This window comes from Cellulomonas palmilytica (assembly GCF_021590045.1).
In the GTDB taxonomy this organism is placed as follows: domain Bacteria; phylum Actinomycetota; class Actinomycetes; order Actinomycetales; family Cellulomonadaceae; genus Cellulomonas; species Cellulomonas palmilytica.
The window spans coordinates 337,519-359,553 of the sequence record NZ_CP062221.1; the positions used below are offsets into that span (position 1 = coordinate 337,519).

Here is a 22,035-nt window from a genome sequence, read left to right on the forward strand (position 1 = left end):
GGCCTGGTCAGGCTCGTCGGCTCGCACGACGCCACGCGCCGGGGGACATGCCGTGCGACCGGCGGAACACGCGCGCGAAGTACGCGGGGTCCGGGTACCCGACGCGGGTCCCGACGACCCCGACGAGCGCGTCGCCGGACTCGAGCAACCGGCGCGCCTCGGCCATGCGGTACTCGACGAGCCACTGCTGGACGGTCCGCCCGGTCCGCTGCCGGACGACCGTCGTGACGTGACCCGGGGTCAGCCCGAGCTCGGATGCGACGTCGCGGAGCGACAACGGCTCGGCGAACCGGCGTGCGAGCACCTCGAACGCGGCGGCGAGGAGCGGGTCGTCCCAGCTCTCCCGTGCGGACGGGGCGTCGACGAGGCGCGCGACGTCGACGAGCAGGAGGGTCAGGTGCGCGACCGCGGCCTCCGCGGCCCCCGCCAGACCTTGGGACCCCCGTTCGACCTCGGCCTCGAGGTCCGCCAGGCGGCGCACCCAGCGGGGTCGCTCGGCCTCCGGCACGCGCAGCAGCCGCACCGTCGTCGTCCCCGGCCCGACGAACGGCAGGAGGAGGGGGTGCCGACGCCAGGAGCGCAGCGCACCCGGGCTACGACCCTCGATCGCGTCGGGCGGGAAGAACACGGCCCGGACGACCCCGCCGAACACGCCCACGCCCGCGGGCCCGATGTCCTGCCCGGGCGGCACGACGAGCACGTCGCCGGTCGTGACCTCGAGCTCGACGTCCCCCGACCGGATCCGGTCCCCGCCCCGCTCGACGAACGCGAGCACGAGGAAGTCGTGCGCGTGCCGGTGCTCGACGGGCACCGTCGGGTCCAGGCTCTCCCGGCCGTGGAAACGCCGCGTGCTGACCGGCGGCCGGCCGGGGTGCCCGACCCACCCGTAGACCGGGACGCCGTCCGGCCGGTGGCGGCGCAGGCGCGTGGGCGCGTCGGACGCAGCGGTGCGCGGGTCGGCAGCCATCCGAACATCGTCCTACTCCTCCCCCTCCGTCGTCATGGCCGAGCGGGCTTGAGCCGTCCACGCTGGGAGAAAGCCGCTCGACCAAGGGCGGACCACCGAGGGGGAGAAGTCCTATGTCGACCCGAAGCACGGCCACCACAGGCGGGCGCCCCGCGCGACGCGACTACATGCCACCCATGGGCAAGACGTGGCTCCTGCCGCTCTACGACCCGTACTCGCGGCTCGTCGGAGCCGAGCGGCTGCACCGGCGCCTGCTCGACGAGGCGGCCCTGCGTCCCGACGAGCAGGTGCTCGAGATCGGCTGCGGCACCGGCAACCTGCTGCTGCTCGCCCACCGCCTGACACCGGGCGTCGTCACCACCGGCCTCGACCCGGACCGCGCCGCCCTCGCGCGTGCGGCACGCAAGGCCCGCCGACGCGGCGTCGACCTCCGGCTCGACCTCGGGTACGCCGACGCGATGCCCTACCCGGACGAGAGCGTCGACGTCGTCCTGTCGTCGCTCATGCTCCACCACCTGCCCGACGAGGTGAAGGTCGCCGCGTTCCGCGAGGTCCGTCGCGTGCTGCGACCCGGGGGCCGGCTCCACCTGTTCGACATCGTCGGCGAGAACCACGGTCACGGCCTCGCGGCACATCGAGCCCGGCGCAACCGGCAGCGCGACGCGGACGCCGACACGATCCCCGCGCTCGTACGCGCCGCCGGCCTCGACGTCGGGCACGCGACCCGGCTGCAGACCCGACTGGGCTCCTTCATCCTGGTCGCCGCGACCCGGTGAGACCCGAGCCCGGCCGCTGCTGCGGATGTTGCAAGCATGTGCAACATTGGCAGCACTTCTGGCACATCCGTCGAACGTGGCTACTGCGTTAGTTGCATCTGGCTGCTACATTCGAAGCATGCCAGCCACGAGTGCGCGGGTTCTCGCGATCCTCTCCGACCTGGCGGCCGGGCAATGGGGTCTCCTCACCACGGCTCAGGCGGCCCGGGCAGGGGTCACCCGCCTCCAGCTCGCCCGCCTGGCCGATGCCGCAGTGCTCGAGCGCGTCGCGCAGGGCATCTACGCGACGACAGCGGCACCCGCGGAGCACCGCGAGGTCCGGGCCGCGTGGCTCTCCCTCGACCCGACCAGCACCGCGGAGGAACGCCTCGCAGACCAGGTCGCCGCCGGAGTCGTCTCCCACACGTCCGCTGCCGCGCTGCACCGCCTGGGCGACCTCCTCGACGACGAGCCCGAGCTCACCCTCCCCCACCGCAAGCAGTCCCGCCGCGACGTCCGCCTGCACCGGCTAGACCTGACCGAGGACGACGTCACTCTTGTCGACGGCCTGCCGACCACCACCGTGGAGCGCACGGTCGCCGACCTCCTGCGTGACGGCCACGATCCTGAGCACGTCGCCCAGATCGTCGGACAGGGCGTACGCCGGGGGGTCATCGACATGCACGGCCTCGCACAGCACCTCGAGCCGCTCTCACACCGGCACGGGCAGCCCGACGGCCGCACCCTCGTGGAGCACCTCCTCGATCTCGTCGGTCTCAGCTCAGCGGCACTCGCACGCGAGCTGGCGGCAAGTCCCGCCGGCAAAGAGCTGGTCGCGGCAGGCCGGTACGAAGGCTTCCTCAGCGCCCTGAACGCGATGTCGACGATCACCGGGCTCCTTCCCGATCTCAACTTCGACCTCTCGCGTCTGCCCGAGCCGTACGCACGAGCGCTCGAGGGCGTCGACGCCGCGTCGGCGTACCCGGGCCGAGACGTCATGGCGTCGGCCTTCATCCCTGCGATCCAGGTGCTCACCGCGGCTCTGGAAGCGGTCGAGACCTCGCCGACAGCAGCAGGAGGGACGGCCCGGGACCGATCTGAGGTCGACGACGACGAGCACGACCGATGACCGACCTCCCCCACAGGTACGGCAGCGGTGTCGCGTTGTGGACGGCGATGACAGCCCGCGCGAAGGCCATGGCCAAGCAGACCGGTGTGGACACCGGTGCGCTGGTCCGCCAGTTCGTGTTCGGACGGTTCCTCGCCCGCGTGTTCCACGACCACACGGTGCCGTGGGTGCTGAAGGGCGGCACCGCCGTTCTCGCTCGCGTGAGCGACGCCCGGACGACCAAGGATGTCGACCTCCTCCTTGAGCTCGGAAGTCTCGACGCCGCGGTCCAGGCTCTTCGGGAGGTCACCGCGATCGACCTCCGCGATCATTTCCGGTTCGTCATCACGGGCGTCGAGCCCAGCCTCGGGGGCGCGGGGCAGCCGGCCGTGGACGGGTGCCGTGTCAACGTCGACGCCTACTGCGGCGCGATGCGCAAGGACCGGTTCGGTGTCGACCTCGTGACGGGGTCACTGATGACGGCCGCACCTGACATCCACGTCGATCGTGTCCTGGAGCTGCGGGGCATCGAGCCGCAGCTCATGCGTCTGTATCCGGTCGTCGACCACGTCGCCGACAAGCTCTGCGCGACGCAGGCGACGTACGGCGCCGACCGTGACCTCCCCTCCAGTCGAGTACGCGACCTGGTCGACCTCGTCGTCCTGGCCCGCTCACAGGATGTCGACGGACCCGCGCTCATCGGCGCCGTGCGCGGCGAGTGGGCCCATCGAGGCCTGCCGGGAGCACCGGTGTTCGCACCACCGCCTCACTGGGATCGCCTCTACCCGCGCGAGGCACGCAAGACCTCGGCGGTCGCGGACGTGACACGCTTCGAAGACGCGGTCGCGCTCGTCAGCGCATTCCTCGCTCCTGCACTCGACGGCACGGCATCCGACAGACGGTGGATCGCGAGTGAGCGTCGTTGGACGAACGCCCACTCGGGGGATCTTCGACTGCCGTGACCAAGCGCTCGGTTCGCGGGCCGCTACGAGGGTCGGCTCGGCCGTCGTTGGCGATCTGCGCGGAGAGGGCCGTGGTCGACACCATTCCGCGGTCGTAGCGAGTCACGGAGGTCCGGACCGTGTTCGCGGGTCCGACGAGCGGGAGGTCAGGGGGCGAAGAGGCGGACGAGGGCCTCGACGCGATCGTCGGTCGCGGCGGAGAGGCGGCCGGCGCGGTGCAGCGAGGCGAGGCCGTGCATCGCGCCCCACAGCATCTCGGCCGTCGTCTCGGGCTCGGCGGGCAGACGCTCGAGCCGCTGCAGCGTGTCGACGATCGCGGCGAAGCCGGCCTTCATCACCTCCGGGGTGTCGTCCTCGGCGAACGGGACGACGAGCGGCAGCAGGAACATCGCGTCGTACGTGGCCGGGTTCCGCGCGGCGAAGTCCAGGTAGGCCGTGACGAGTGCCCGGACCCGCTCGTCGTCGGACAGCTCCTCCCCGCGCGACGCGGGCGCCAGGGCCGCCGCGATCTCCTCGAAGCCCACGAGCGCGACGGCCGTGACGATCTGCGCACGCCCCTGCGGGAAGTGACCGTAGAGCACGGGCTGGCTGTACTCGATCGCGTCCGCGAGGCGCCGGGTCGTCACGGCCTCCCAGCCCTGCTCCTCGGCGAGGGTGCGTGCTGCGGCGACGATCCGGTCCCGGCGCTCCTGGACCTCGCGCGCTCGTCGTTCGGCGGCGGGGGTCGGCATGCGGCGAGCCTAGCACCGCTAGATTGTCGGTGCTACCTTGCCTAGCACTGCTAGATACTGCGTTGTCGACTCACGGATGGAGCACATGTCATGGAGTGGTTGCCGATCGTCGCCGTCGTCGTCACCGGCCTGATGGTGGGGGTGGAGCTGTCCGTCGCGTTCGTCGTCAACCCGATCACCGACGCCTTGCCGGACGACGCCAGGATCCTCGCCCGCGCCCACGGCGGGCGCATGCTCGGGCGTGTCATGCCGTTCTGGTACATCGGCTCCACGCTCCTGGCCGCCGCCACGGCGCTCGTCGAGCCCGACGCCGCGGCGCTCGCCTGGACCGCCGCCGGGCTGCTCGTCGTCAGCGTCGTCCTGTCCGTCACCCTCCTCGTCCCGATCAACGACCGGGCCAAGCAGTGGACGCCCGACACCGCACCCGACGACCACCACGAGCAGGCGCGCCGGTGGGACGACCTCCACCTCGTCCGCCTCGCTGTCATCGTCGCCGCGTTCGTGCTGCTCGCGATCGCCTCCGCCCGGTAGGGCAGGCGACCGTTCTGTGGCGCTGGGGCCGGGAGGTCCCTGCGGAACTCACCCGGGCACCTGCTCGTCTCAGAGCTCCAGGACGGTGAGCAGGCTGCGCCCGTGCTCGGACTCGGCCAGCACGGTGCCGGTCTCGTGGAATCCGAGCTTGCTCAGGACCCGGCGGGACGCCACGTTCCAGTCCCAGACGCTGGCCCACAGCCGGGCGTAGCCCGCGCCACGCGCCCAGGAGACCACCGCCAGGCCCGCCTCGGTGGCGTAGCCGTGGCCGTGAGCCGCGCGCAGCAGCTCGAACGCGAGCTCGGGCTCGTCGGGCTCGCGCGCGGTCAGGCCGCAGTACCCGATGACGTCGCCGGTGTCCCTGAGGTGGACACCGAGGAGGCCCGGCTGCGCGCCGAGGCCCGCGGCGACCTCTGCGACGGTCGGCCGACCGCCGGAGTCGACGCGCCGGTGCGCGGGCACGCGCGGGTCCCGCTCGGTCCAGAGCCGGCGGTACGTCGCGGCGTCCTCGACCCTGCGCGGTCGCAGGACGAGGCGCGCGGTCTCGAGCGTGACCAGGTCGATTCCCAGGAATCTACCCACCATCACCAGTCGTCGACCGGGAATCTTCTCCCGGCCCTTGACAGGATTATTTGTCAAGGGTGAGGCTCGACGCATGCAGGACGTCGAGGTCATCGAGGACGCGGGCATCGCTGCGGCCGCGCTGGACCCCGTGCGCGCCCGTCTCCTCGGCGAGCTGCGGGTCCCGGCGTCCGCCGCCGGGCTCGCCGCACGGGTGGGCATCGCACGTCAGAAGGTCAACTACCACCTGCGGTCGCTCGAGGCGCACGGCTTGGTGGAGCTGGCCGACGAGCGCCGTCACGGCGGCATCACCGAGCGCGTGCTGCGCGCGACAGCGCGCACCTACGTCGTCTCTCCCGCGGCCGTGACCCCGTCGGCGGCCGACCCGTCCACCACCGCCGACCACCTGTCGGCCGGGTACCTGCTCGCGCTGGCAGGGCGGCTCATCCGCGAGGTCGGCACGCTCGCACGGCGGGCGGGCACGTCCGGCGGTCGGCTGCCGACCATGACGCTCGACACGACGATCGGCTTCCGGTCGGCCGCCGACCGCGCGGCCTTCGCCGAGGACCTCACCGCCGCCGTCCTCCAGCTGGCCGCGCGCTACCACCACGACGACGGGCGACCGCACCGGCTCGTCGTCGCCGCCCACCCCGTCCCCGAGGAGGAGACATGAGCACCACCCCGGACGTCCCGTACCGCCTGCAGTTCAGCGTCGAGGTCCCCGGCACACCGGAGCAGGTGTGGGACGCCATCGCGACGGCGCGGGGCATGAGCGCGTGGTTCCTGCCCACCGACCTCGACGAGCGCGAGGGCGGCTCACTGCACTTCGCGATGGGCCCCGAGATGGGCTCGGACGGCCGCATCACCGGCTGGGACCCGCCGCGGCGCCTCGAGTACGAGGAGGACTGGGCCGCGCTCATGGGCAAGGACCCCGCGACGCTCAGCCCGCTCACGTCGGAGTTCGTCGTCGAGGCGACGTCGGGTGGCACCTGCGTCGTGCGCGTCACCAGCAGCGGCTTCGGGGTGGGCGCCGACTGGGAGCAGGAGTGGTGGGACACGCTCGCGCCGGGGTGGCTCCCCTCGTTCGACACGCTGCGCGCCTACCTGCGGCACTTCGCCGGGCAGAAGGCCACGCGCCTGGACGTCAGCGCCTCCTTCCCGGGCGGCGAGGCGGAGCTCTGGTCCACGTTGCGGGACGAGCTGGGCCTCACCACCGAGGGCGCGAGCATCGAGGTGAACGGCACGACCGGCACCGTCGAGCTGATCGCCGAGCGGCACGCGGTCGTGCGGCTGACCGCACCCGTGCCCGGGCTGCTCAGCATCGGCGTGTGGCCCGACGAGGACGGCTCCGCCCTCGCGATCCTGCGAGCCTCGCTCTTCTCTGCCGATGCGCCCGACTACGTGCGCCGCGAGGAGACGACCTGGCAGACGTGGCTCGACAGGCTGCCCGTCGCCTCAGCCCGGCTCGACCGGTAGCCAGAGCTCCACGGTGGCGGTGCTGAAGTCGTCGGCGCGCTCGAGCACCGCGACCACCTCGGGCCCGGGCCGCAGGCGCCACGGGTTCGACGGGAACCACTCGGTCGCCGTGGCCGCCCAGAGCGCCTGCAGGGCGTCCGGGTAGGGCCCGGTCACGCGGAACACGGCCCAGGTCCCGGCGTCGACGGGCAGGACGTCGAGGTCGTCGGGGACCGTTGCGACGTCGGAGACGGCGACACCGTGCAGGTACGTGAGCTCGGTGCCCTCGCGACGGTCGGGGTCGAGGTCGTCGCTCACGGCGAGCAGGCCGTGCGGCTCGGTGTCGCCCAGCGCCTTCAGCCGTTGGTGCTCCGGCGGGGTCAGGGATGCGACGTGCTGCTGGATGGCCGGGTTCACGCCCTCGTGCACGAGGGGCACGCGGGCGGCGTGGCCGACCAGGCGGAACGCGGGTCGGGTGACGAGGCGGACGTCCATGGGGGCTGCTCCTTCGACGGTCAGGCGGAACCTGAGGCAGGGCTGGGTGCGGAAGGGGCCGCCGTCGCGCCGGGCCTGGCCGGGGCTGACGCCGTGCACGGACTGGAACGCCCGGCCGAACGCCTCGGCGGAGCCGTAGCCGTACCGCACGGCCAGGGTCAGCAGGTCGTCCGAGCCGGCCACCAGGTCCGCGGCGGCCGCGGTCATCCGCCTGCGCCGCACGTACTCCGACAGCGGCATCCCGGCGAGGGCCGAGAACATCCGTCGCAGGTGGTACTCGGTGGTCCCGAGCGTGGCGGCGAGGCGGTCGACACCGAGTTCCTCGGTGAGGTCGTCCTCGACGAGGTCGACGAGTCGGTTGAGCCAGGCGATCACGGTGCTCCCTTCCGAGCTCGGTTGCGAGCTTCCTTCCGACGACCACTGTGGTCTCCTCGCACGCCTCCCGACCCGATCTTCGCGGTCCGTCCCGATCAGTCGTCCGCGGGGCCGGGCCGCCGCTCGGGTGTGCCCCTGCGTCACGCCTCGGCGCGAGCACGACGACGACCGGTGCCACCATGGCGGGATGACCGAGCCCGAGCACCCGGCAGACCTGCGCGTGGTCGGGGTGTCGCTGGACTGCGCGGACCCGGTCGAGCGCGCCCTGGCGCTGGGGGCGCGGCTGGCCGATCCGCAGCCGGACCGCCGGTGGCGCGTGCTGCTGGATCCCGCCGGCCACCCGTTCTGCATCACCACCGTGGTGCCACCGGACGTCGTCGCGACCACGTAGCCGCCCGTCCGGAGCCGCCCGCCCGGAGCGCGGCACCGACGGGTGTCACCTGCTAACCGTTACGGCGTCGCCGCCCCGGTGGTCTCGCGCCGCCCCCGCGCGCCACGATGGCGAGCGTCGATGTGAGCGCTCTCATGCAGTCTCCGACCGGGCGGAGCGCCTGCACCGCAGCGTCGTGGCAGCACGGCCGCGACATCGACCGCACAAGGGAGTGCTCATGAGAACGACACGTCGTCGTCGCTGGTGCGCCGTACTGGCCACGGCCGCTCTGGTGGCGTCCGGCCTCGCGCTCGGCGCGGGCGCGCACGCCGCCGTCCCCCTGGCCCAGGCGGCCGCGCCCACGGTCGACGAGCCGGCGCCGCTGCCGCCGCTGGGCTGGAACAGCTGGAACACGTTCTACTGCAACATCGACGAGCAGATGATCCGCCAGACGGCCGACGCGATGGTGAGCTCGGGCATGGCGGCGGCCGGCTACCGGTACGTCGTCGTCGACGACTGCTGGATGCAGGACACGCGCGACGGCAACGGCAACCTGCGCGCCCGCACGGACCGGTTCCCGTCGGGGATGAAGGCGCTCGGCGACTACATCCACAGCAAGGGCCTGAAGTTCGGGATCTACCACGCGCCCCGCGAGAAGACCTGCAACCAGTACTTCGCGAACCTGCCTGGCACGTCGTCGTACGGGCGTGAGCAGCAGGACGCGAACCTGTTCGCGTCCTGGGGCGTGGACTACGTCAAGCACGACTGGTGCGACCCGCGCGGCAACGTGCAGGAGCAGGCGCAGGTCTTCAAGCGGTTCGGCGACGCGCTCAAGGCCACCGGCCGGCCGATCGTCTACTCGATCAACCCGAACAGCGCGCACTCCAACACCGCCCCGACGTACTCGGGCTGGGGCGCGTTCGCCGACATGTGGCGCACGTCCGAGGACCTGTCCGCGTCCTGGTCGACGGGCTGCTCACCGTGGGCCGACTGCTTCGTCGGGATCACCGAGGCGCTCGACATCGTCGAGCCCATGCGCGAGTGGACCCGGCCCGGCCAGTACAACGACCCCGACATGCTGATGGTCGGCGTCCGCAACGCGCTCAGCGCCACCGAGAACCGCGCGCACATGAGCATGTGGGCGATGCTCAGCGCCCCGCTCGTCGCGGGCAACGACATCCGGAACATGAGCTCCGACGTGCGGTCGATCCTCACCAACCGCGACGTCCTCGAGATCGACCAGGACCCGCTGGTCCGGCAGGCCGCCCGCGTGCGCGACGACGGCGACGCCGAGGTGTGGGCGAAGCCCCTGGCGGACGGCTCGGTGGCCGTCGCGCTCCTCAACCGCGGCAACGGCACCCGGCAGATCTCGACGACGCTGAACCAGGTCGGGCTCGGCAACGGCACGTACCAGTACCGCGAGGTGTGGACGGGCGCGACGGGCACGACGACGAGCCAGCTCTCCGCACAGGTGCCGCAGCACGGCGTCGCGCTGTTCCGCGTCCGGACCAGCGACGGCTCCACGCCGGACCCCACCCCGACGCCCACGCCGGACCCGGGCGAGTTCCGGCTCGCCAGCGCGTCGTCGGGACGCTGCCTCGACGTGCCGAACAGCAACTCGACAAACGGCACCGGCCTGGTGATCTGGGACTGCCACTCGAACGCCAACCAGCGGTGGACCGCCGGAAGCGACGGCACGCTGCGCGCGCTCGGCAAGTGCCTCGACGCACCGCCGAGCGCCACGGCGGGCACGCGCGTGCAGCTCTGGGACTGCAACGGCGGCACCAACCAGCAGTGGACACAGCTGGGCAACGGCACGATCCGCGGCGTTCGGTCGGGCCTGTGCCTGGACGTCGACCGCAACCTCACGGCGAACAACACCGCCGTGCTGCTGTGGACGTGCACGGGCGCGGCCAACCAGGTCTGGACGCGCCGGTAGGAGCGGGCAGGTTCAGCGGGGGCCTGCCGAGGCTCACCGGTTCCGTCCGTCACGCGGACCGGTGAGCCGCCTGGCGGAGGGGTGGGCGCGGGGCCCATCCCTCCGCCGGGCGCCCGCTCGTCGCGCGCGTCGGAGTCGGGCAAGGTGGACGTCGAGGAACGGAGGAACCCGTGGCTGACGTCCCCGTGCCGTTCGAGGTGCACCCGTCCGGCGCCTACCTGCACGGCACCAAGGCGGACCTGAAGGTCGGCGACGTGCTCGTCGCCGGACGGCGGTCGAACTACGGCTCAGGCCGCGACGCGCGTTTCGTCTACGTCTCCCAGACGCTCGACGCCGCGACGTGGGGCGCCGAGCTGGCGGCGGGCGAGGGGCGCGGGCGGATCTACGTGGTCGAGCCGACGGGCGACCTGGAGGACGACCCGAACGTCACCGACCAGCGCTTCCCCGGGAACCCGACCCGCTCGTTCCGGACCCGCGAGCCGGTCCGGGTGGTGGGCGAGATCGAGGACTGGGTGGGCCACCCGGCCGAGCAGGTGACGGCCATGCGCGCGCACGTCGAGCAGCTCGCGCGCGACGGCGTGGAGGCCGTCGAGGACTGAGCGCCGCCCCGTCAGGTGTCGGTGCGCAGGCGGGCGTGCAGGTGCATGTCGTGGTGCCCGTCCGCGTGCAGCGCGTGGCCGCGGCGCACACCCTCCGGACGGCAGCCGAGCAGCTGCGCCACCCGGCAGGACGCGGCGTTGCGCGTCGAGTGCTCGACCTCGACACGGTGCAGGCCGAGGTCCTCGAACGCCCAGCGCAGCGCCTCCGTACCGGCGCGCACCGCGACGCGGCGCCCGCGTGCCTCCGGGACCACCCAGTACGCCATGGCGGCGAACCCCTCGTGCAGGTCGAGGTGTGTGAGCGCGACGCGCCCCACCAGGACGTCCGACGACGACGCCACGGAGTGCTCCGGCCCAGCCGGCTCCCCGCGCGGCGCCGTGACCGCCCACTCCGCAGCGCGTTCGTCGCGCCACGCGGCCTTCTTCCCCTCGATCCAGGAGCGTGCCTCGTCCTCGTCGGACATCGTGCGCGCGTGCCACACGCGGATCGCGTCGTCGGTGTACGCGGCGCACACCGCAGCGGCGTCGTCGGGATGCCACGGGCGCAGCACGAGGCCGTCGGCGACGAGGCTGGGCTGGTCGCGGGAGCCCCAACGACCGGCAGGGACGACGGGCGCGGCGAGGAGAGGCACAGGACGAACCTGCCAGGTCCGGGCGGATGAGACCAGTGCGGGCCCGTGACGTCGGACGGCGCACGGAGGGGCAGGATGGAGCGATGACCGACCACACGGCGAGCGACGAGCTCTCGCCCGACGACCACCTCGGCACGGGCCGCGCACCGCACGACGACGAGGGGCGCACGCCGCGCGCCGACTGGAACCCACGCGGCCCGCGGGTGCGCCGCGACCCTCTCGCCGCGTACGACGCGCTGCGCACCCACTGCCCCGTGGCGCACGGCCCCGACGGCGCGTGGACGCTGTTCTCGCACGCCGACGTGACGGGGACCGCGCTGGACCACAGCACCTTCTCGAACGCGGTCTCCCGGCACCTGCAGGTGCCGAACGGGCTGGACGGTGCGGAGCACACCACGTTCCGGGCGGTCGTCGACCGCTACTTCACGCCCGAGCGCATGGCGGCGGTCGAGCCGGTCGTCGTGCAGGTCGCGGACGAGCTCGTCGGGACGCTCGACGTGCCCGGACCCGTCGACGCGGTGGCGCTCGGCGCGCGGTTCGCGGTGCGTGCGCAGAGCGCGTGGCTGGGGTGGCCGGCGGACCTGGAGGAGGAGCTGCTCGCGTGGGTCGCGGAGAACCGCGCGGCCACGCGCTCGCGCGACCGGGCCCGCACCGCGGCCGTCGCCGCGCACTTCACGCGCATCATCACGGCGCTGACGGCCGCGCGGCGCGGCGACGAGGCGCCCGACGACGTGACGACCGAGCTCGTGCGCGACCGCGTCGACGGACGGCCCCTCACCGACGAGGAGGTCGTCTCGATCCTGCGCAACTGGACCGGCGGCGACCTCGCGTCGATGGCGCTGTGCGTCGGCGTGGTCCTCACCTACCTGGCCGACCACCCGGACCTGCAGGCGCACCTGCGCGCCGGCGTGCCGGACCGCGAGCTGGACCGCGTGCTCGACGAGATCCTGCGCATCGACGACCCGTTCGTCTCCAACCGCCGCATCGCCACGCAGTCCGTCACCATCGGCGGGCGGGAGGTCGCGGCCGGCGACCAGGTGCTCGTCCACTGGACCGCGGCGAACCGCGACCCGCGCGTCTTCGGCGACCCGGACGGGTTCGACCCCGACGCGCACGCGCCGTACAACCTGGTCTGGGGCATCGGCAAGCACGTCTGCCCCGGACGGCCGCTCGCGACGCTCGAGCTGCGCGCCCTCACCCGCGCGGTCCTCGCCGCGACGACCGCCGTCGAGCCTGACCCCGCGCGAGCCCGCGAGCGCGAGCGTCCCCCGGCGGGTGGCTGGGCGTCCGCCCCGCTCGTCCTGCGCTGAGACCGCGCAATCGATTCAGACCTGGAGCGGAACGCGACTTCCACCCCCGGCGTCCGGCGGGCGGGTGCACGCTCGCCCTGACCGTCGTCCACCGGGAAGGGATCGTCATGACCAGGCAGGGCATCGTCCGGACGTGGAGCCGCGTGCTCGCGGTGCTGCTGGCGGGAACCGCGCTCGTCGCGGTCCAGTCGCAGGCGCAGGCTGTGCCCCCGGGAGGCGAGACCGAGCCGGTGACGGGCAACGCCACGTGGTTCGACAACCTCGGCTCGCCGTACGGCGGGTGCGGGCTGCCGCAGGACCAGCTCGAGACGCAGAACTGGATCGCGCTGAACGTCTACGACACCCCCGGCGACTACACGATGTACCCGCGGCCCATGGCGGCGGACGACCCGAAGGTCGGCCTGTTCGACAACGGCCGCAACTGCGGGCGCTGGGTGCGGGTCTCGATCGACGACTACTGCACGGGCATCAACGACGGCGCCGCAGGGCAGGCGTTCTGCCGGGGCGGCCAGTGGGTCGAGGACAAGTACAACGGCGCGACGCTGGACATGCTCGTCGCGGACTCGTGCGGCGACCCGAACGCGTGGTGCCGCGACGACCCGTACCACCTGGACCTCGCGCACGCGTCGATCAACACGTTCGTCAAGAACGGCGCTCCGGTCGGTGACCTGGAGCCCGCGCACTGGGGCAACCGCCACGTGACCTGGGAGTTCATCGAGGCGCCGAACTACTCCGGCGACATCGAGATCGGCTTCATCCAGGGCTCGGAGAAGTGGTGGGCCGGCGTCTCGATCAACCACCTGCCGAACGGCATCCACGGCATCGAGCACTTCGCGGACGGCGCGTGGGTGCCGACCCCGATGAACGTCGACATGGGCCAGTCGTTCCTGCTCAAGCCGACGACCGCGGGCGGCACCGACTACAAGATCCGCGTCAAGGACGTGGACGACGAGTACCTGTTCGGCGGCCGCGAGTACTCGTTCTCCCTGCCGACGAGCTGCGGCGGCAAGTGCTCGGCGCCCCGCACGGTCGTCTCGTACACGACGACGGGCGGCACGGACCCGACCGAGGAGCCGACGGACGACCCGACCGAGGACCCGACGGACGAGCCCACCGAGGACCCCACGGACGACCCGACGGACGAGCCCACCGACGACCCGACGGACGACCCGACCGACGAGCCCACCGACGACCCGACGGACGACCCGACCGACGAGCCCACCGACGACCCGACGGGTGACGGCGCCGTCTGCACCGCGACGTTCACGGCCGTGAGCACCTGGCCCGGTGGCTTCCAGGGGGAGGTCACCGTCAAGGCCGGCTCGTCCGCGCTCTCGTCGTGGACCGTCACGCTGTCCGGCACGTCGCTGGCGACGGTGTGGAACGGCGTCTCGTCGGCGTCCGGCTCGACCGTGACGGTCCGCAACGCCCCCTACAACGGCGCCGTCGCCGCGGGCGGCTCGACGTCCTTCGGGTTCATCGGCACCGGGAATCCCGGCGCTCCTGCTCTGACCTGCACCTCATGACTTCCTGACGCCTGAGCGATCCCCCGTGTCAGTGGGGCGGGCGGGGGCGCCGGTGCCAGACTGGCAGGCACGGCGACCGGGAGGCACCCATGGGCAAGCTGATCTACGCGGCGAACGTCTCCCTCGACGGGTACCTGGAGGACGCGACGGGAGCGTTCGACTGGTCGGTTCCCGACGAGGCCGTGCACCAGTTCTGGAACGACCACGAGCGCGGCATCGGCACGTCCCTCTACGGCCGTCGCATGTACGAGACGATGCGCGTCTGGGAGGACGACGACTGGCTGGCCGACGAGCCGGCGGTGGTCCAGGAGTACGCGCAGATCTGGCGTGACGCGGACAAGGTCGTGTACTCGACGACGCTGGAGTCCGCCCCGACGGCCCGCACCCGGATCGAGCGGACGTTCGACCCGGAGGCGGTCCGGCGGCTCAAGGAGGAGTCGGCGGCGGACCTGAGCATCGGCGGCGCGATCATCGGCGCCGAGGCGTTCCGGCACGGGCTGGTCGACGAGTGCGTGCTGCTCGTGTGCCCGGTGGCGGTGGGCGGCGGCAAGCCCGCGCTGCCGCTGGGCGTGCACCTCGACCTGGAGCTGCTGGACCTGCGCCGCTTCGACAACGGCGTGGTCGCCGTCCGGCACGCGGTCCGCCGCTCCTGACGCGGCCCCTACACGGGGGACCCGACCGGCTCGCGATCCGGCTCGGCCACGGGCATGGGGCGGCGCGCGCGGCGCAGCAGACGCATGGCGTTGAGGATGACGATCAGCACGGACGCCTCGTGCACGAGCATCCCGACCGTCATGGTCACGCCGCCCGCCAGCACACCGGCCAGCAGGGCCGCGACCGTGAGCAGCGCGAGAGTGATGTTCTGGCGCATGACGCGCACGGTCCGCCGGGCGAGCGCGAACGCCTCGGGAAGCGTGCGCAGGCGTTCGCCCATGAGCGCGAGGTCCGCGGTCTCGACCGCGACGGCCGAGCCCGCAGCCCCCATCGCGACGCCGACGTCGGCGGTCGCCAGGGCGGGCGCGTCGTTCACGCCGTCGCCGACCATCGCGACGACGTGCCCCTGACGCTGGAGCTCGGCGACGGCCTCGAGCTTCTCCTCGGGCAGCAGGCCGGCGTGCACCTCGTCGACGCCCGTCGCCTGCGCGACCGCGTGGGCGACGAGGGGCGCGTCGCCGGTGAGCATGACGACGCGGTGGATCCCGGCCGCGTGCAGGTCGCGCACCGTCACGGCCGCGTCGGCGCGGACCTCGTCGGCGACCGCGAGCACCCCGACGACGTCGTCGTCCACCGCGACGAGCATCGCGGTCCGGCCCGCCGCGGACAGCCGCCGCACCTCGGCCGCCGCGCGCTCGTCGTCGGGACGCCCGTGCTGCGCGAGCAACGCGGGACTGCCCACGAGGACCCGGCGCCCGTCGACGGTCGCGACGATCCCCTGGCCGGGGACCGGTTGGGCGTCCTCGGGCAGCCCGCTCACGCGCACCCCCTCGGCCGCGGCGGCCTCGACGACCGGCCGGGCCAGCGGGTGCTCGGAGCCGGCCTCGGCCCGCGCCGCCCACCTCAGCACGTCGGTGCGGTCCGCCGCGGGGTGCAGGACGACGACGTCGGTCAGCCGCGGCCGCCCCACGGTCAGGGTGCCGGTCTTGTCGAGCGCCACCGCGTCGACCGCGGCCGACCGCTCGAGGTACTCCCCGCCCTTGACGAGGATGCCGTCCTTGGCGGCCCGCCCGATCCCGGCCACCACGGCGACGGGGACGGAGATGACGAGGGCGCCCGGGCAGCCGATGACCAGCAGCGTCAGCGCCAGGGTGACGTCGCCCGTGACGATCCCGCCGACGACGGCCAGCGCGACGATCGCCGGGGTGTACCAGGCGGAGAACCGGTCCATGTACGCCTGGGTGCGGGCCTTGGCGTCCTGCGCCTCCTCGACGCGGTGGATGATGCGCGCCAACGTCGTGTCGGACCCGACGCCCGTGGCCCGCACCTGCAGCAGCCCGCCGCGCGACACCGTGCCGGCGAACACCCGGTCGCCGGGCGTCTTCTCCACCGGGATCGACTCCCCGGTGACGGACGCCTCGTCGAGCGCGCCCGTGCCCGCCACGACCGTCCCGTCGACGGGCACCTTCGCGCCGTTCTTCACGACGACGAGCTCGCCCACGGCCACCGCCGCGGCCGGGACCTCGACCTGCTCGTCGTCGCGCAGGACGACCGCGACGTCGGGCGCCACGGCGACGAGCTCGGCCAACGCCGAGCGGGTCCGCGTCAGCGTGGCCGACTCCAGCGCGTGCCCCACGGCGAACAGGAACGTCACCGCGGCGGCCTCCCAGTAGCTGCCGATCACGACGGCACCGAGCGCCGCGACCGACACGAGCAGGTCGATCCCGACGACCTTGGCCTGCAACGCGCGCAGGGCCTGCACGACGATCCCGGCCCCGGCGACCGCGGCCGCCGCGACCATCAGACCGTCCCGCACCCGCCCTGCGCCGAACAGCTCGTCGGCCGCGAACGCCGCGACGATCAGCGCTCCCGACACGACGGGCACGACCCACCGGCGGCCCGCCGGCCGCTGCAGCGTGCTCATGACGTCTCCCGACTCTCGCGGGCCGCGTCAGAACGCCGACGGGCGGGCGACGTACCCGGCCTTGGCGACGGCCGCGACGAGGTCCTCGACGCCGACGACGTCCGCGTCGTGGGTGACCTCGATGCGCGCGGAGGCGAAGTGCACGACGACCTCGCTCACGCCCGGCAGCGCGCCGAGCCGCTTCTCGATCTTCGCCACGCACGAGGGGCAGGTGAACCCCTCCGCGCGCAGGGTCGTGCGGGTGGTGGTGACAGCGTCGGTGCTCATGGCTCCGGTGGTCCTTCCTCGAGTCGCACCCCGGACGGGGTGCTGACCTCGACGTTAGGAAGGCGCTCGGCACCGGACGATGACGCGCATCAATCAACCGCGCACCGGCCGACGACGGCCCTGCGTCACGCGCCGGACGAGGCGACGGCGGTGAGGCGGTCGCGGTCCAGGACCGAGGTCCAGCGGCGACCGGAGTCGATGACGCCGTCCTTGCGCAGCCGGCTCATGACGCGCGAGACCGACTCGGGCGTGGAGCCCGTCATGCCCGCCAGGTCGTGCCGCGTGAGCGGGACCTGGATGAGGCTGCCGCCGCCGGCGCGCTCCTGGCCGAACCGGTCCGCGAGGCGCAGGAGCGTGCTCGCGACGCGCTGCGCGACGGTGTCGGTGGACTGCGCCGTCAGCCCGGCCCGCGCCTGCGCGAGCTGCGCCGCCGTGTCGTCGAGCGCGCGCAGCGCGACCTGCGGGTGCCGCACGAGGATGTCGCGGAACGCGGCGGCGTCGAGCCGCAGCGCGCACGTCGTCGTCATGGCGCGCACCGTCTCGGCGTACGTCGAGCGGCCCAGGGACTGCAGACCGCCGAACAGGTCGCCGGGCGCGAGGACGTCGACGACGACCTCCTTGCCTCCGGCGGTCGGGTGGGACGCCTTCGCGCGGCCCGCGGCGAGCACGTAGAGGTGCTCCGCCGGCTCGCCGGCGAGGTAGAGCGGGTCGTCCTGCGCCCAGGACAGCGCGACGACGTGCTCGTCGATGCTCCGCAGCTCGTCGTCGGACAGGCCTGCGAACAGCGGCACCTGCGACAGCACGCGCATCCGCACGGGCGCGGGGCAGGCGTGCGGTTCGGCGCACGTGGCACGCAGCGGCACCCGGCGTCGGGCGGCCGGGGCGTCGGCGCGGCTGTCGTCGGCGGGCGTCGTGCCGCCGGCGAGCGAGGCAGTGGTCACGGCTCCTCCTCCGCCTCAGGATGTCCGCGCCGTCCGGGGAGTCCGGGCGTCCACCTCCACCATCGCTCCCGCGACGCCTCCGGACAGCGGACGAAGGTCCGAGGCGCACGGGCGGGTGCGCGCGCGACGCTGCGGTGATGACGTCCGCGGACCTCGCCGGATCCCCGTCCACCACGACGGTCGGCACCGACCGGCTGCTCCTGCGGCGGTTCACGCCCGACGACGGCGCGCGTCTGTACGCGATCCTGTCCCGGCCCGAGGCCGTGGAGTTCGAGCCGTACGGCGTGGAGACGCGCGCGCGGTGCGACGAGCTCGCCGCGGCGCGCGCGCAGGACCCGTCGTTCTGGGCGGTGTGCCTGCGGGACGAGGGCACGCTCGTCGGGATCGTCTACCTGCACCACGACGACCCGCGCGAGTGGCGCGGCCACACCCTCGGCTACGTGTTCCACCCCGACCACTGGCACCAGGGGTACGCGACCGAGGCGTGCCGCGCCCTCCTGGACGTGTGCTTCCTGCTGTGGGGCGCGCACCGGGTGTGCGCGCACTGCGACCCGCGCAACGAGGCGTCCTGGCGGCTGCTCGAACGCCTCGGGCTGCGCCGCGAGGGCCGTCTGCGGCAGGCCGCGTCGTTCTCGACCGACGACGCCGGGCACCCGGTGTGGCACGACGCCTATCTGTACGCGGTGCTCGACACCGAGTGGGGCCGCGCGGGCGACTGAGCGGTCAGGGGGTCGCGACGACGAGGCGCATCGTGCCCACGTACTCGGCCTGCGCGCGCAGGTGCCCGTGCGCCCGGTCCCACGCCCCGCTCGCGAGGTCGTCCGCGAGCCGGTCGAGCCCGCGGCGCACGGCAACCGGGTCGGTGAGCCCGAAGCCCGACGTGGCCGCACGCACCTCCGGGCGCAGGAACGCCTCGGGGCGGCCGTAGAACGCCTCACCGAACCCGTCGACGCAGTCGAGCGGGATGGGCACGGCGTCGACGCGAACCTGCCCACCCTCGTCGCCGAGCACGCCGGTGACCTGCTCGATCGTCGGGAAGCGCCCCTCGTCCAGCGCGACGACCTCGGGGAAGTACTCCGCGAGCCAGTACCGCCGCAGCGCGGGCGCATCGACCGTGAGGACGACGACGGGCCCACGGGCGACGCGCCGCAGCTCGCGCAGCCCACGCTCGACGTCGGACCACTGGTGGATCGTCACCATCGCCATCGCGGCGTCGAACGCGTCGTCGTCGAACGGCAGGTGCTCTGCCGTCGCGTCGAGGGCCGGCGCCGCACCGGCGGGGCGCTGCGCGCGCATCGTCGCCGACGGCTCGACCGCGAGCACGTACCGGTCGGCAGGCTCGTAGGAGCCGGTGCCCGCTCCGACGTTCAGCACCGTGCGGGCGTCCCCGAGCGCCGCGTGGACCCGGGCCTCGATCCGCGGGTCGGTCCGGCGCACGGTCGCGTACCGGCGGCCGTGCCGCTCGTAGTCGACGTCACCGGCCCGGCGCTCGCGGGTCACCATGCCGTCGATCCCACACGGACGACCGGCGCGCGGGCCAGTCATTTCGGACGCCGTGCTCCTAGGGGGTCGGGCGGGCCTCGTCCGACGAGAGCGCGCGGACCACCCGCGCGGGGTTGCCGGCGACGACGACGTCCGGCGGGACGTCCTTGGTGACGACCGACCCGGCGCCGACGACCGAGCGCGCCCCGATGGTCACGCCCGGGCACACGACGACGCTGCCGCCGAGCCACACGCCGTCCTCGATGCGGATCGGGTCGACCCGCTCCCAGCCCTGCGGGCGCAGCTCGGGGTCGAGCACGTGCGTCGGGGTGTAGAGGCGCACGCTCGGGCCGATCAGCACGTCGGCGCCGATGCGGATCTCCCCGCCGCCGAGCGTGAGGAAGTCCGCGTTGATGAACGTCCGGTCCCCGACGTGCAGGCGGTGCCCGTAGTCCAGGTAGAACGGCGGGCGGAAGTCCACGCCCTCGCCGACGGTGCCGAGCAGCTCGCGGAACAGCACGTGCGCGGCCTCGCGGTCCTCGTCGTACAGCGCCGTGATCCGGCGGCACGTGCGCTGGGTGGCGGTGGTCAGGTCCGCGAGCTCGGGGCCGTGGCGGTAGCGGTACCAGTCACCCGCGACCATCTTGTCGTACTCGGTGCGGGCGTCCTCGAGGGCCGCCGCGACGTCCAGGTCCATGCACGCTCCCGCTCGCTCGTCGTCCCGGCCAGTCTCCCAGCCCACCTGCGCCGCCCAGCGCGACCTTCGGTCCGGGAGCGTCCCGGTCGCATTCTTGACCGATCTGTCAACTCACCTCTAGCGTGGCGCCATGGCGAGGGACACCCGGGAGCGGCTGCTCACCACCGCACGCGACCTCGTGCACGCGTCGACGTTCGCCGACGTCGGCGTCGACGACGTATGCCGCGCGGCCGGGGTCAACAAGGGCAGCCTGTACCACTTCTTCCCCTCGAAGCAGGCGCTCGGGGTCGCGGTCCTCGACCGCAACTGGGAGCTGATGCGCGCGCTGCTCGACGAGACGCTCGGGACCCAGGGGCCACCGCTCGACCGGCTGGACGCGTTCCTCGCCGGGTACGCGTCGATGATGCGCACCATGCGCGACCACCTGGGCGCGGTCCCCGGCTGCCCGGTGGGCAACCTCGCGGCCGAGCTCTCGGCCCACGAGCCGGTCATGCGCGCCCGCATCACCGAGGTGCTCATGGCGTGGACCGAGCAGATCGCCTCCGTCGTCCGCGAGGCGCAGGCCCGAGGGGACGTCGAGCCGATGATCGACGCGACGTCCGCCGCGCGCGCCGTCGTGGCCTGCATCCAGGGCTACAGCGTCCTGGCGAAGGCCGAGGACGACCCGGCCGCGCTCGACCCGCTGCGCCCCCTGGTCCGGACGCTCCTGCCCTCCCCTCGCTGAACGCGGGCCACCCGGCCCGCACTCACTCACGCCCACTCACTTGACCGATCGGTCAACACAACCGAAGGGACCCCTCGTGGCCACGACGTACCTGTTCGACGACCTCCGCACGCGGGATGTGCTCGCCGACATGCGCTACCTCCCCACCGACCCCGCACCCGGCGACCTCATCCCCGCGTTCGACCTGCCGACTCTCGACGGCGACCGGTTCCGCAGCGACACGCTCGGCCACCGTCCCGTGCTGCTCGTGTTCGGTTCGCAGACCTGCCCCGTGACCCGCAGCGCGGTGCCGCCCCTGCGGGACCTGCACGACGAGTACGGCGACCGGGTCCGCTTCGTGCTCGTCCAGACCCGTGAGGCGCACCCGGGCGAGCTCCTGCCGCAGCCGCGCACGGACGAGCAGAAGGCCGCGCACGCGGCGACCATGCGCGACGACCTGCGCGTCCCCTTCGAGGTCGCCGTCGACGACCTGGCGGGCACGCTCCATCGCGCGGTCGGGCCCAAGCCCAACTCGGCATACGTCCTGCGACCCGACGGGACCATCACCGCGCGCGTCCACTGGGCCAACGACGCGGCCGCGCTGCGCTCGGAACTCGAGCACGTCCTGCACGGGACTGCAGCACTGCGCCACCGCGGCGGTGCGACCAGTCCCCTGCTCAAGGCGGTCGGGCACCTGCCTGAGGTCGTCCGCCGCGCGGGCAACAAAGCCGAGCGGGACGTGTGGCGAGCGGTCCCGCCCCTGGCGTTGCTCGGGCGGACCGCCGGTCTCCTTCGCGGCCTGCCGGTGGACCGTCGTGGGCCTGCGGCCGCCGCAGTCCTCACGTTCCTCGCCCTGGCGGTGACGGCGGGCATCGTCGTGGCATCCTGACGTCGCTGGCGCCGACGAAAGGTCCAGTCAGGACGCTCCTAGCTCCGGGCGGTGACCAGCACGCACCACGACAACGCGGGCGAAATCTGCCGCGGTCGGGATCGCTGCCCGATCTGACGCGCATAATGCGTTCTGTCACGATTCGGTGAGTCCCGTTCCGCA

The 22,035-nt window shown here is 73.4% G+C and carries 25 protein-coding genes; 15 read left to right on the forward strand and 10 right to left on the reverse strand.

The features are described from left to right. Positions 1–7 precede the first annotated feature (7 nt). Positions 8–967, reverse strand: coding sequence for an AraC family transcriptional regulator (locus tag F1D97_RS01660; RefSeq protein ID WP_236122009.1), 960 nt, complete (start codon positions 965–967; stop codon positions 8–10). A gap of 176 nt (positions 968–1,143) precedes the next feature. On the opposite strand from F1D97_RS01660, the gene F1D97_RS01665 reads away from it, so the two are divergent. The 3 genes from F1D97_RS01665 (at position 1,144) to F1D97_RS01675 (ending at position 3,792) form a co-directional block, all read left to right on the forward strand. Further along, positions 1,144–1,743 (forward strand): class I SAM-dependent methyltransferase, encoded by a 600-nt coding sequence (locus F1D97_RS01665; RefSeq protein WP_236122010.1) that lies wholly within the window; start codon positions 1,144–1,146, stop codon positions 1,741–1,743. 118 nt (positions 1,744–1,861) lie between these two features. Continuing rightward, positions 1,862–2,851, forward strand: a complete 990-nt coding sequence (locus tag F1D97_RS01670) for a type IV toxin-antitoxin system AbiEi family antitoxin domain-containing protein (protein WP_236122011.1) — start codon at positions 1,862–1,864, stop codon at positions 2,849–2,851. Beyond that, on the forward strand, positions 2,848–3,792 hold the full coding sequence (locus F1D97_RS01675; RefSeq protein ID WP_236122012.1) for a nucleotidyl transferase AbiEii/AbiGii toxin family protein: 945 nt from the start codon (positions 2,848–2,850) through the stop codon (positions 3,790–3,792). The genes F1D97_RS01670 and F1D97_RS01675 overlap by 4 nt, the downstream gene beginning before the upstream one ends. Positions 3,793–3,938: 146 nt before the next feature. On the opposite strand, the gene F1D97_RS01680 is transcribed toward F1D97_RS01675, so the two are convergent. Further along, positions 3,939–4,523 (reverse strand): TetR/AcrR family transcriptional regulator, encoded by a 585-nt coding sequence (locus F1D97_RS01680; protein WP_236122013.1) that lies wholly within the window; start codon positions 4,521–4,523, stop codon positions 3,939–3,941. A 90-nt stretch (positions 4,524–4,613) separates the two neighbouring features. Here F1D97_RS01680 and F1D97_RS01685 point away from each other — a divergent pair, with 90 nt between their 5' ends. Beyond that, positions 4,614–5,054, forward strand: coding sequence for an anthrone oxygenase family protein (locus F1D97_RS01685; protein WP_236122014.1), 441 nt, complete (start codon positions 4,614–4,616; stop codon positions 5,052–5,054). Positions 5,055–5,123: 69 nt separating this feature from the next. Here the strand turns inward: F1D97_RS01685 and F1D97_RS01690 are convergent, their stop codons facing one another. After that, entirely contained in the window at positions 5,124–5,639 is a 516-nt protein-coding gene (locus F1D97_RS01690; RefSeq protein ID WP_236122015.1) for a GNAT family N-acetyltransferase, read from the reverse strand. A gap of 70 nt (positions 5,640–5,709) precedes the next feature. Between F1D97_RS01690 and F1D97_RS01695 the strand changes: the two genes are divergently transcribed. Together F1D97_RS01695 and F1D97_RS01700 are read left to right on the forward strand one after the other, a co-directional pair. Continuing rightward, positions 5,710–6,288 carry an ArsR/SmtB family transcription factor gene (locus F1D97_RS01695; protein WP_236122016.1) on the forward strand — a complete coding sequence of 193 codons (579 nt, stop codon included), beginning with the start codon at positions 5,710–5,712 and terminating at the stop codon, positions 6,286–6,288. Further along, on the forward strand, positions 6,285–7,091 hold the full coding sequence (locus F1D97_RS01700) for an SRPBCC family protein (protein ID WP_236122017.1): 807 nt from the start codon (positions 6,285–6,287) through the stop codon (positions 7,089–7,091). The genes F1D97_RS01695 and F1D97_RS01700 overlap by 4 nt, the downstream gene beginning before the upstream one ends. Here F1D97_RS01700 and F1D97_RS01705 read toward each other — a convergent pair. Then, positions 7,071–7,940 (reverse strand): AraC family transcriptional regulator, encoded by an 870-nt coding sequence (locus tag F1D97_RS01705; protein WP_236122018.1) that lies wholly within the window; start codon positions 7,938–7,940, stop codon positions 7,071–7,073. The two genes, F1D97_RS01700 and F1D97_RS01705, sit on opposite strands and share 21 nt — an antisense overlap. 187 nt (positions 7,941–8,127) lie before the next feature. Here F1D97_RS01705 and F1D97_RS01710 point away from each other — a divergent pair, with 187 nt between their 5' ends. From F1D97_RS01710 to arr, 3 genes are all read left to right on the forward strand, one after another. Continuing rightward, complete coding sequence (locus F1D97_RS01710) at positions 8,128–8,331, forward strand: VOC family protein (RefSeq protein WP_236122019.1); 204 nt, start codon at positions 8,128–8,130, stop codon at positions 8,329–8,331. A gap of 217 nt (positions 8,332–8,548) precedes the next feature. Continuing rightward, the gene (locus F1D97_RS01715; protein WP_236122020.1) at positions 8,549–10,249 is read left to right on the forward strand and encodes a glycoside hydrolase family 27 protein; all 1,701 of its coding nucleotides are present in this window, start codon (positions 8,549–8,551) and stop codon (positions 10,247–10,249) included. A 170-nt stretch (positions 10,250–10,419) separates the two neighbouring features. Further along, a complete protein-coding gene (gene arr / locus F1D97_RS01720; protein ID WP_236122021.1) occupies positions 10,420–10,848 on the forward strand; it encodes an NAD(+)--rifampin ADP-ribosyltransferase in 429 nt (142 codons plus the stop codon). Between the two features lie 11 nt (positions 10,849–10,859). On the opposite strand, the gene F1D97_RS01725 is transcribed toward arr, so the two are convergent. After that, entirely contained in the window at positions 10,860–11,480 is a 621-nt protein-coding gene (locus F1D97_RS01725; RefSeq protein WP_236122022.1) for a GNAT family N-acetyltransferase, read from the reverse strand. Positions 11,481–11,563: 83 nt separating this feature from the next. Between F1D97_RS01725 and F1D97_RS01730 the strand changes: the two genes are divergently transcribed. The 3 genes from F1D97_RS01730 to F1D97_RS01740 all read left to right on the forward strand — a co-directional run bounded on the left by F1D97_RS01730 (position 11,564) and on the right by F1D97_RS01740 (position 14,969). Beyond that, complete coding sequence (locus F1D97_RS01730) at positions 11,564–12,790, forward strand: cytochrome P450 (protein WP_236122023.1); 1,227 nt, start codon at positions 11,564–11,566, stop codon at positions 12,788–12,790. A 107-nt stretch (positions 12,791–12,897) separates the two neighbouring features. Then, entirely contained in the window at positions 12,898–14,316 is a 1,419-nt protein-coding gene (locus F1D97_RS01735; RefSeq protein WP_236122024.1) for a cellulose binding domain-containing protein, read from the forward strand. An 89-nt stretch (positions 14,317–14,405) separates the two neighbouring features. Continuing rightward, positions 14,406–14,969 carry a dihydrofolate reductase family protein gene (locus F1D97_RS01740; protein ID WP_236122025.1) on the forward strand — a complete coding sequence of 188 codons (564 nt, stop codon included), beginning with the start codon at positions 14,406–14,408 and terminating at the stop codon, positions 14,967–14,969. Positions 14,970–14,977: 8 nt separating this feature from the next. Here the strand turns inward: F1D97_RS01740 and F1D97_RS01745 are convergent, their stop codons facing one another. The 3 genes from F1D97_RS01745 to F1D97_RS01755 form a co-directional block, all read right to left on the reverse strand. After that, the gene (locus F1D97_RS01745) at positions 14,978–16,894 is read right to left on the reverse strand and encodes a heavy metal translocating P-type ATPase (protein ID WP_236122026.1); all 1,917 of its coding nucleotides are present in this window, start codon (positions 16,892–16,894) and stop codon (positions 14,978–14,980) included. 27 nt (positions 16,895–16,921) lie between these two features. Continuing rightward, on the reverse strand, positions 16,922–17,161 hold the full coding sequence (locus F1D97_RS01750) for a heavy-metal-associated domain-containing protein (protein ID WP_236122027.1): 240 nt from the start codon (positions 17,159–17,161) through the stop codon (positions 16,922–16,924). A 125-nt stretch (positions 17,162–17,286) separates the two neighbouring features. Further along, positions 17,287–18,102 (reverse strand): Crp/Fnr family transcriptional regulator, encoded by an 816-nt coding sequence (locus F1D97_RS01755; RefSeq protein WP_236122028.1) that lies wholly within the window; start codon positions 18,100–18,102, stop codon positions 17,287–17,289. A gap of 137 nt (positions 18,103–18,239) precedes the next feature. Between F1D97_RS01755 and F1D97_RS01760 the strand changes: the two genes are divergently transcribed. Next, entirely contained in the window at positions 18,240–18,821 is a 582-nt protein-coding gene (locus tag F1D97_RS01760; RefSeq protein ID WP_236122029.1) for a GNAT family N-acetyltransferase, read from the forward strand. Between the two features lie 4 nt (positions 18,822–18,825). On the opposite strand, the gene F1D97_RS01765 is transcribed toward F1D97_RS01760, so the two are convergent. Next, the gene (locus tag F1D97_RS01765; RefSeq protein ID WP_236122030.1) at positions 18,826–19,605 is read right to left on the reverse strand and encodes a class I SAM-dependent methyltransferase; all 780 of its coding nucleotides are present in this window, start codon (positions 19,603–19,605) and stop codon (positions 18,826–18,828) included. A gap of 58 nt (positions 19,606–19,663) precedes the next feature. Then, on the reverse strand, positions 19,664–20,281 hold the full coding sequence (locus tag F1D97_RS01770; protein WP_236122031.1) for a sugar O-acetyltransferase: 618 nt from the start codon (positions 20,279–20,281) through the stop codon (positions 19,664–19,666). 130 nt (positions 20,282–20,411) lie between these two features. On the opposite strand from F1D97_RS01770, the gene F1D97_RS01775 reads away from it, so the two are divergent. Together F1D97_RS01775 and F1D97_RS01780 are read left to right on the forward strand one after the other, a co-directional pair. Continuing rightward, entirely contained in the window at positions 20,412–21,005 is a 594-nt protein-coding gene (locus F1D97_RS01775) for a TetR/AcrR family transcriptional regulator (protein ID WP_236122032.1), read from the forward strand. 76 nt (positions 21,006–21,081) lie between these two features. Next, positions 21,082–21,873, forward strand: coding sequence for a TlpA family protein disulfide reductase (locus F1D97_RS01780; RefSeq protein WP_236122033.1), 792 nt, complete (start codon positions 21,082–21,084; stop codon positions 21,871–21,873). The last annotated feature ends 162 nt before the right edge of the window (positions 21,874–22,035 follow it).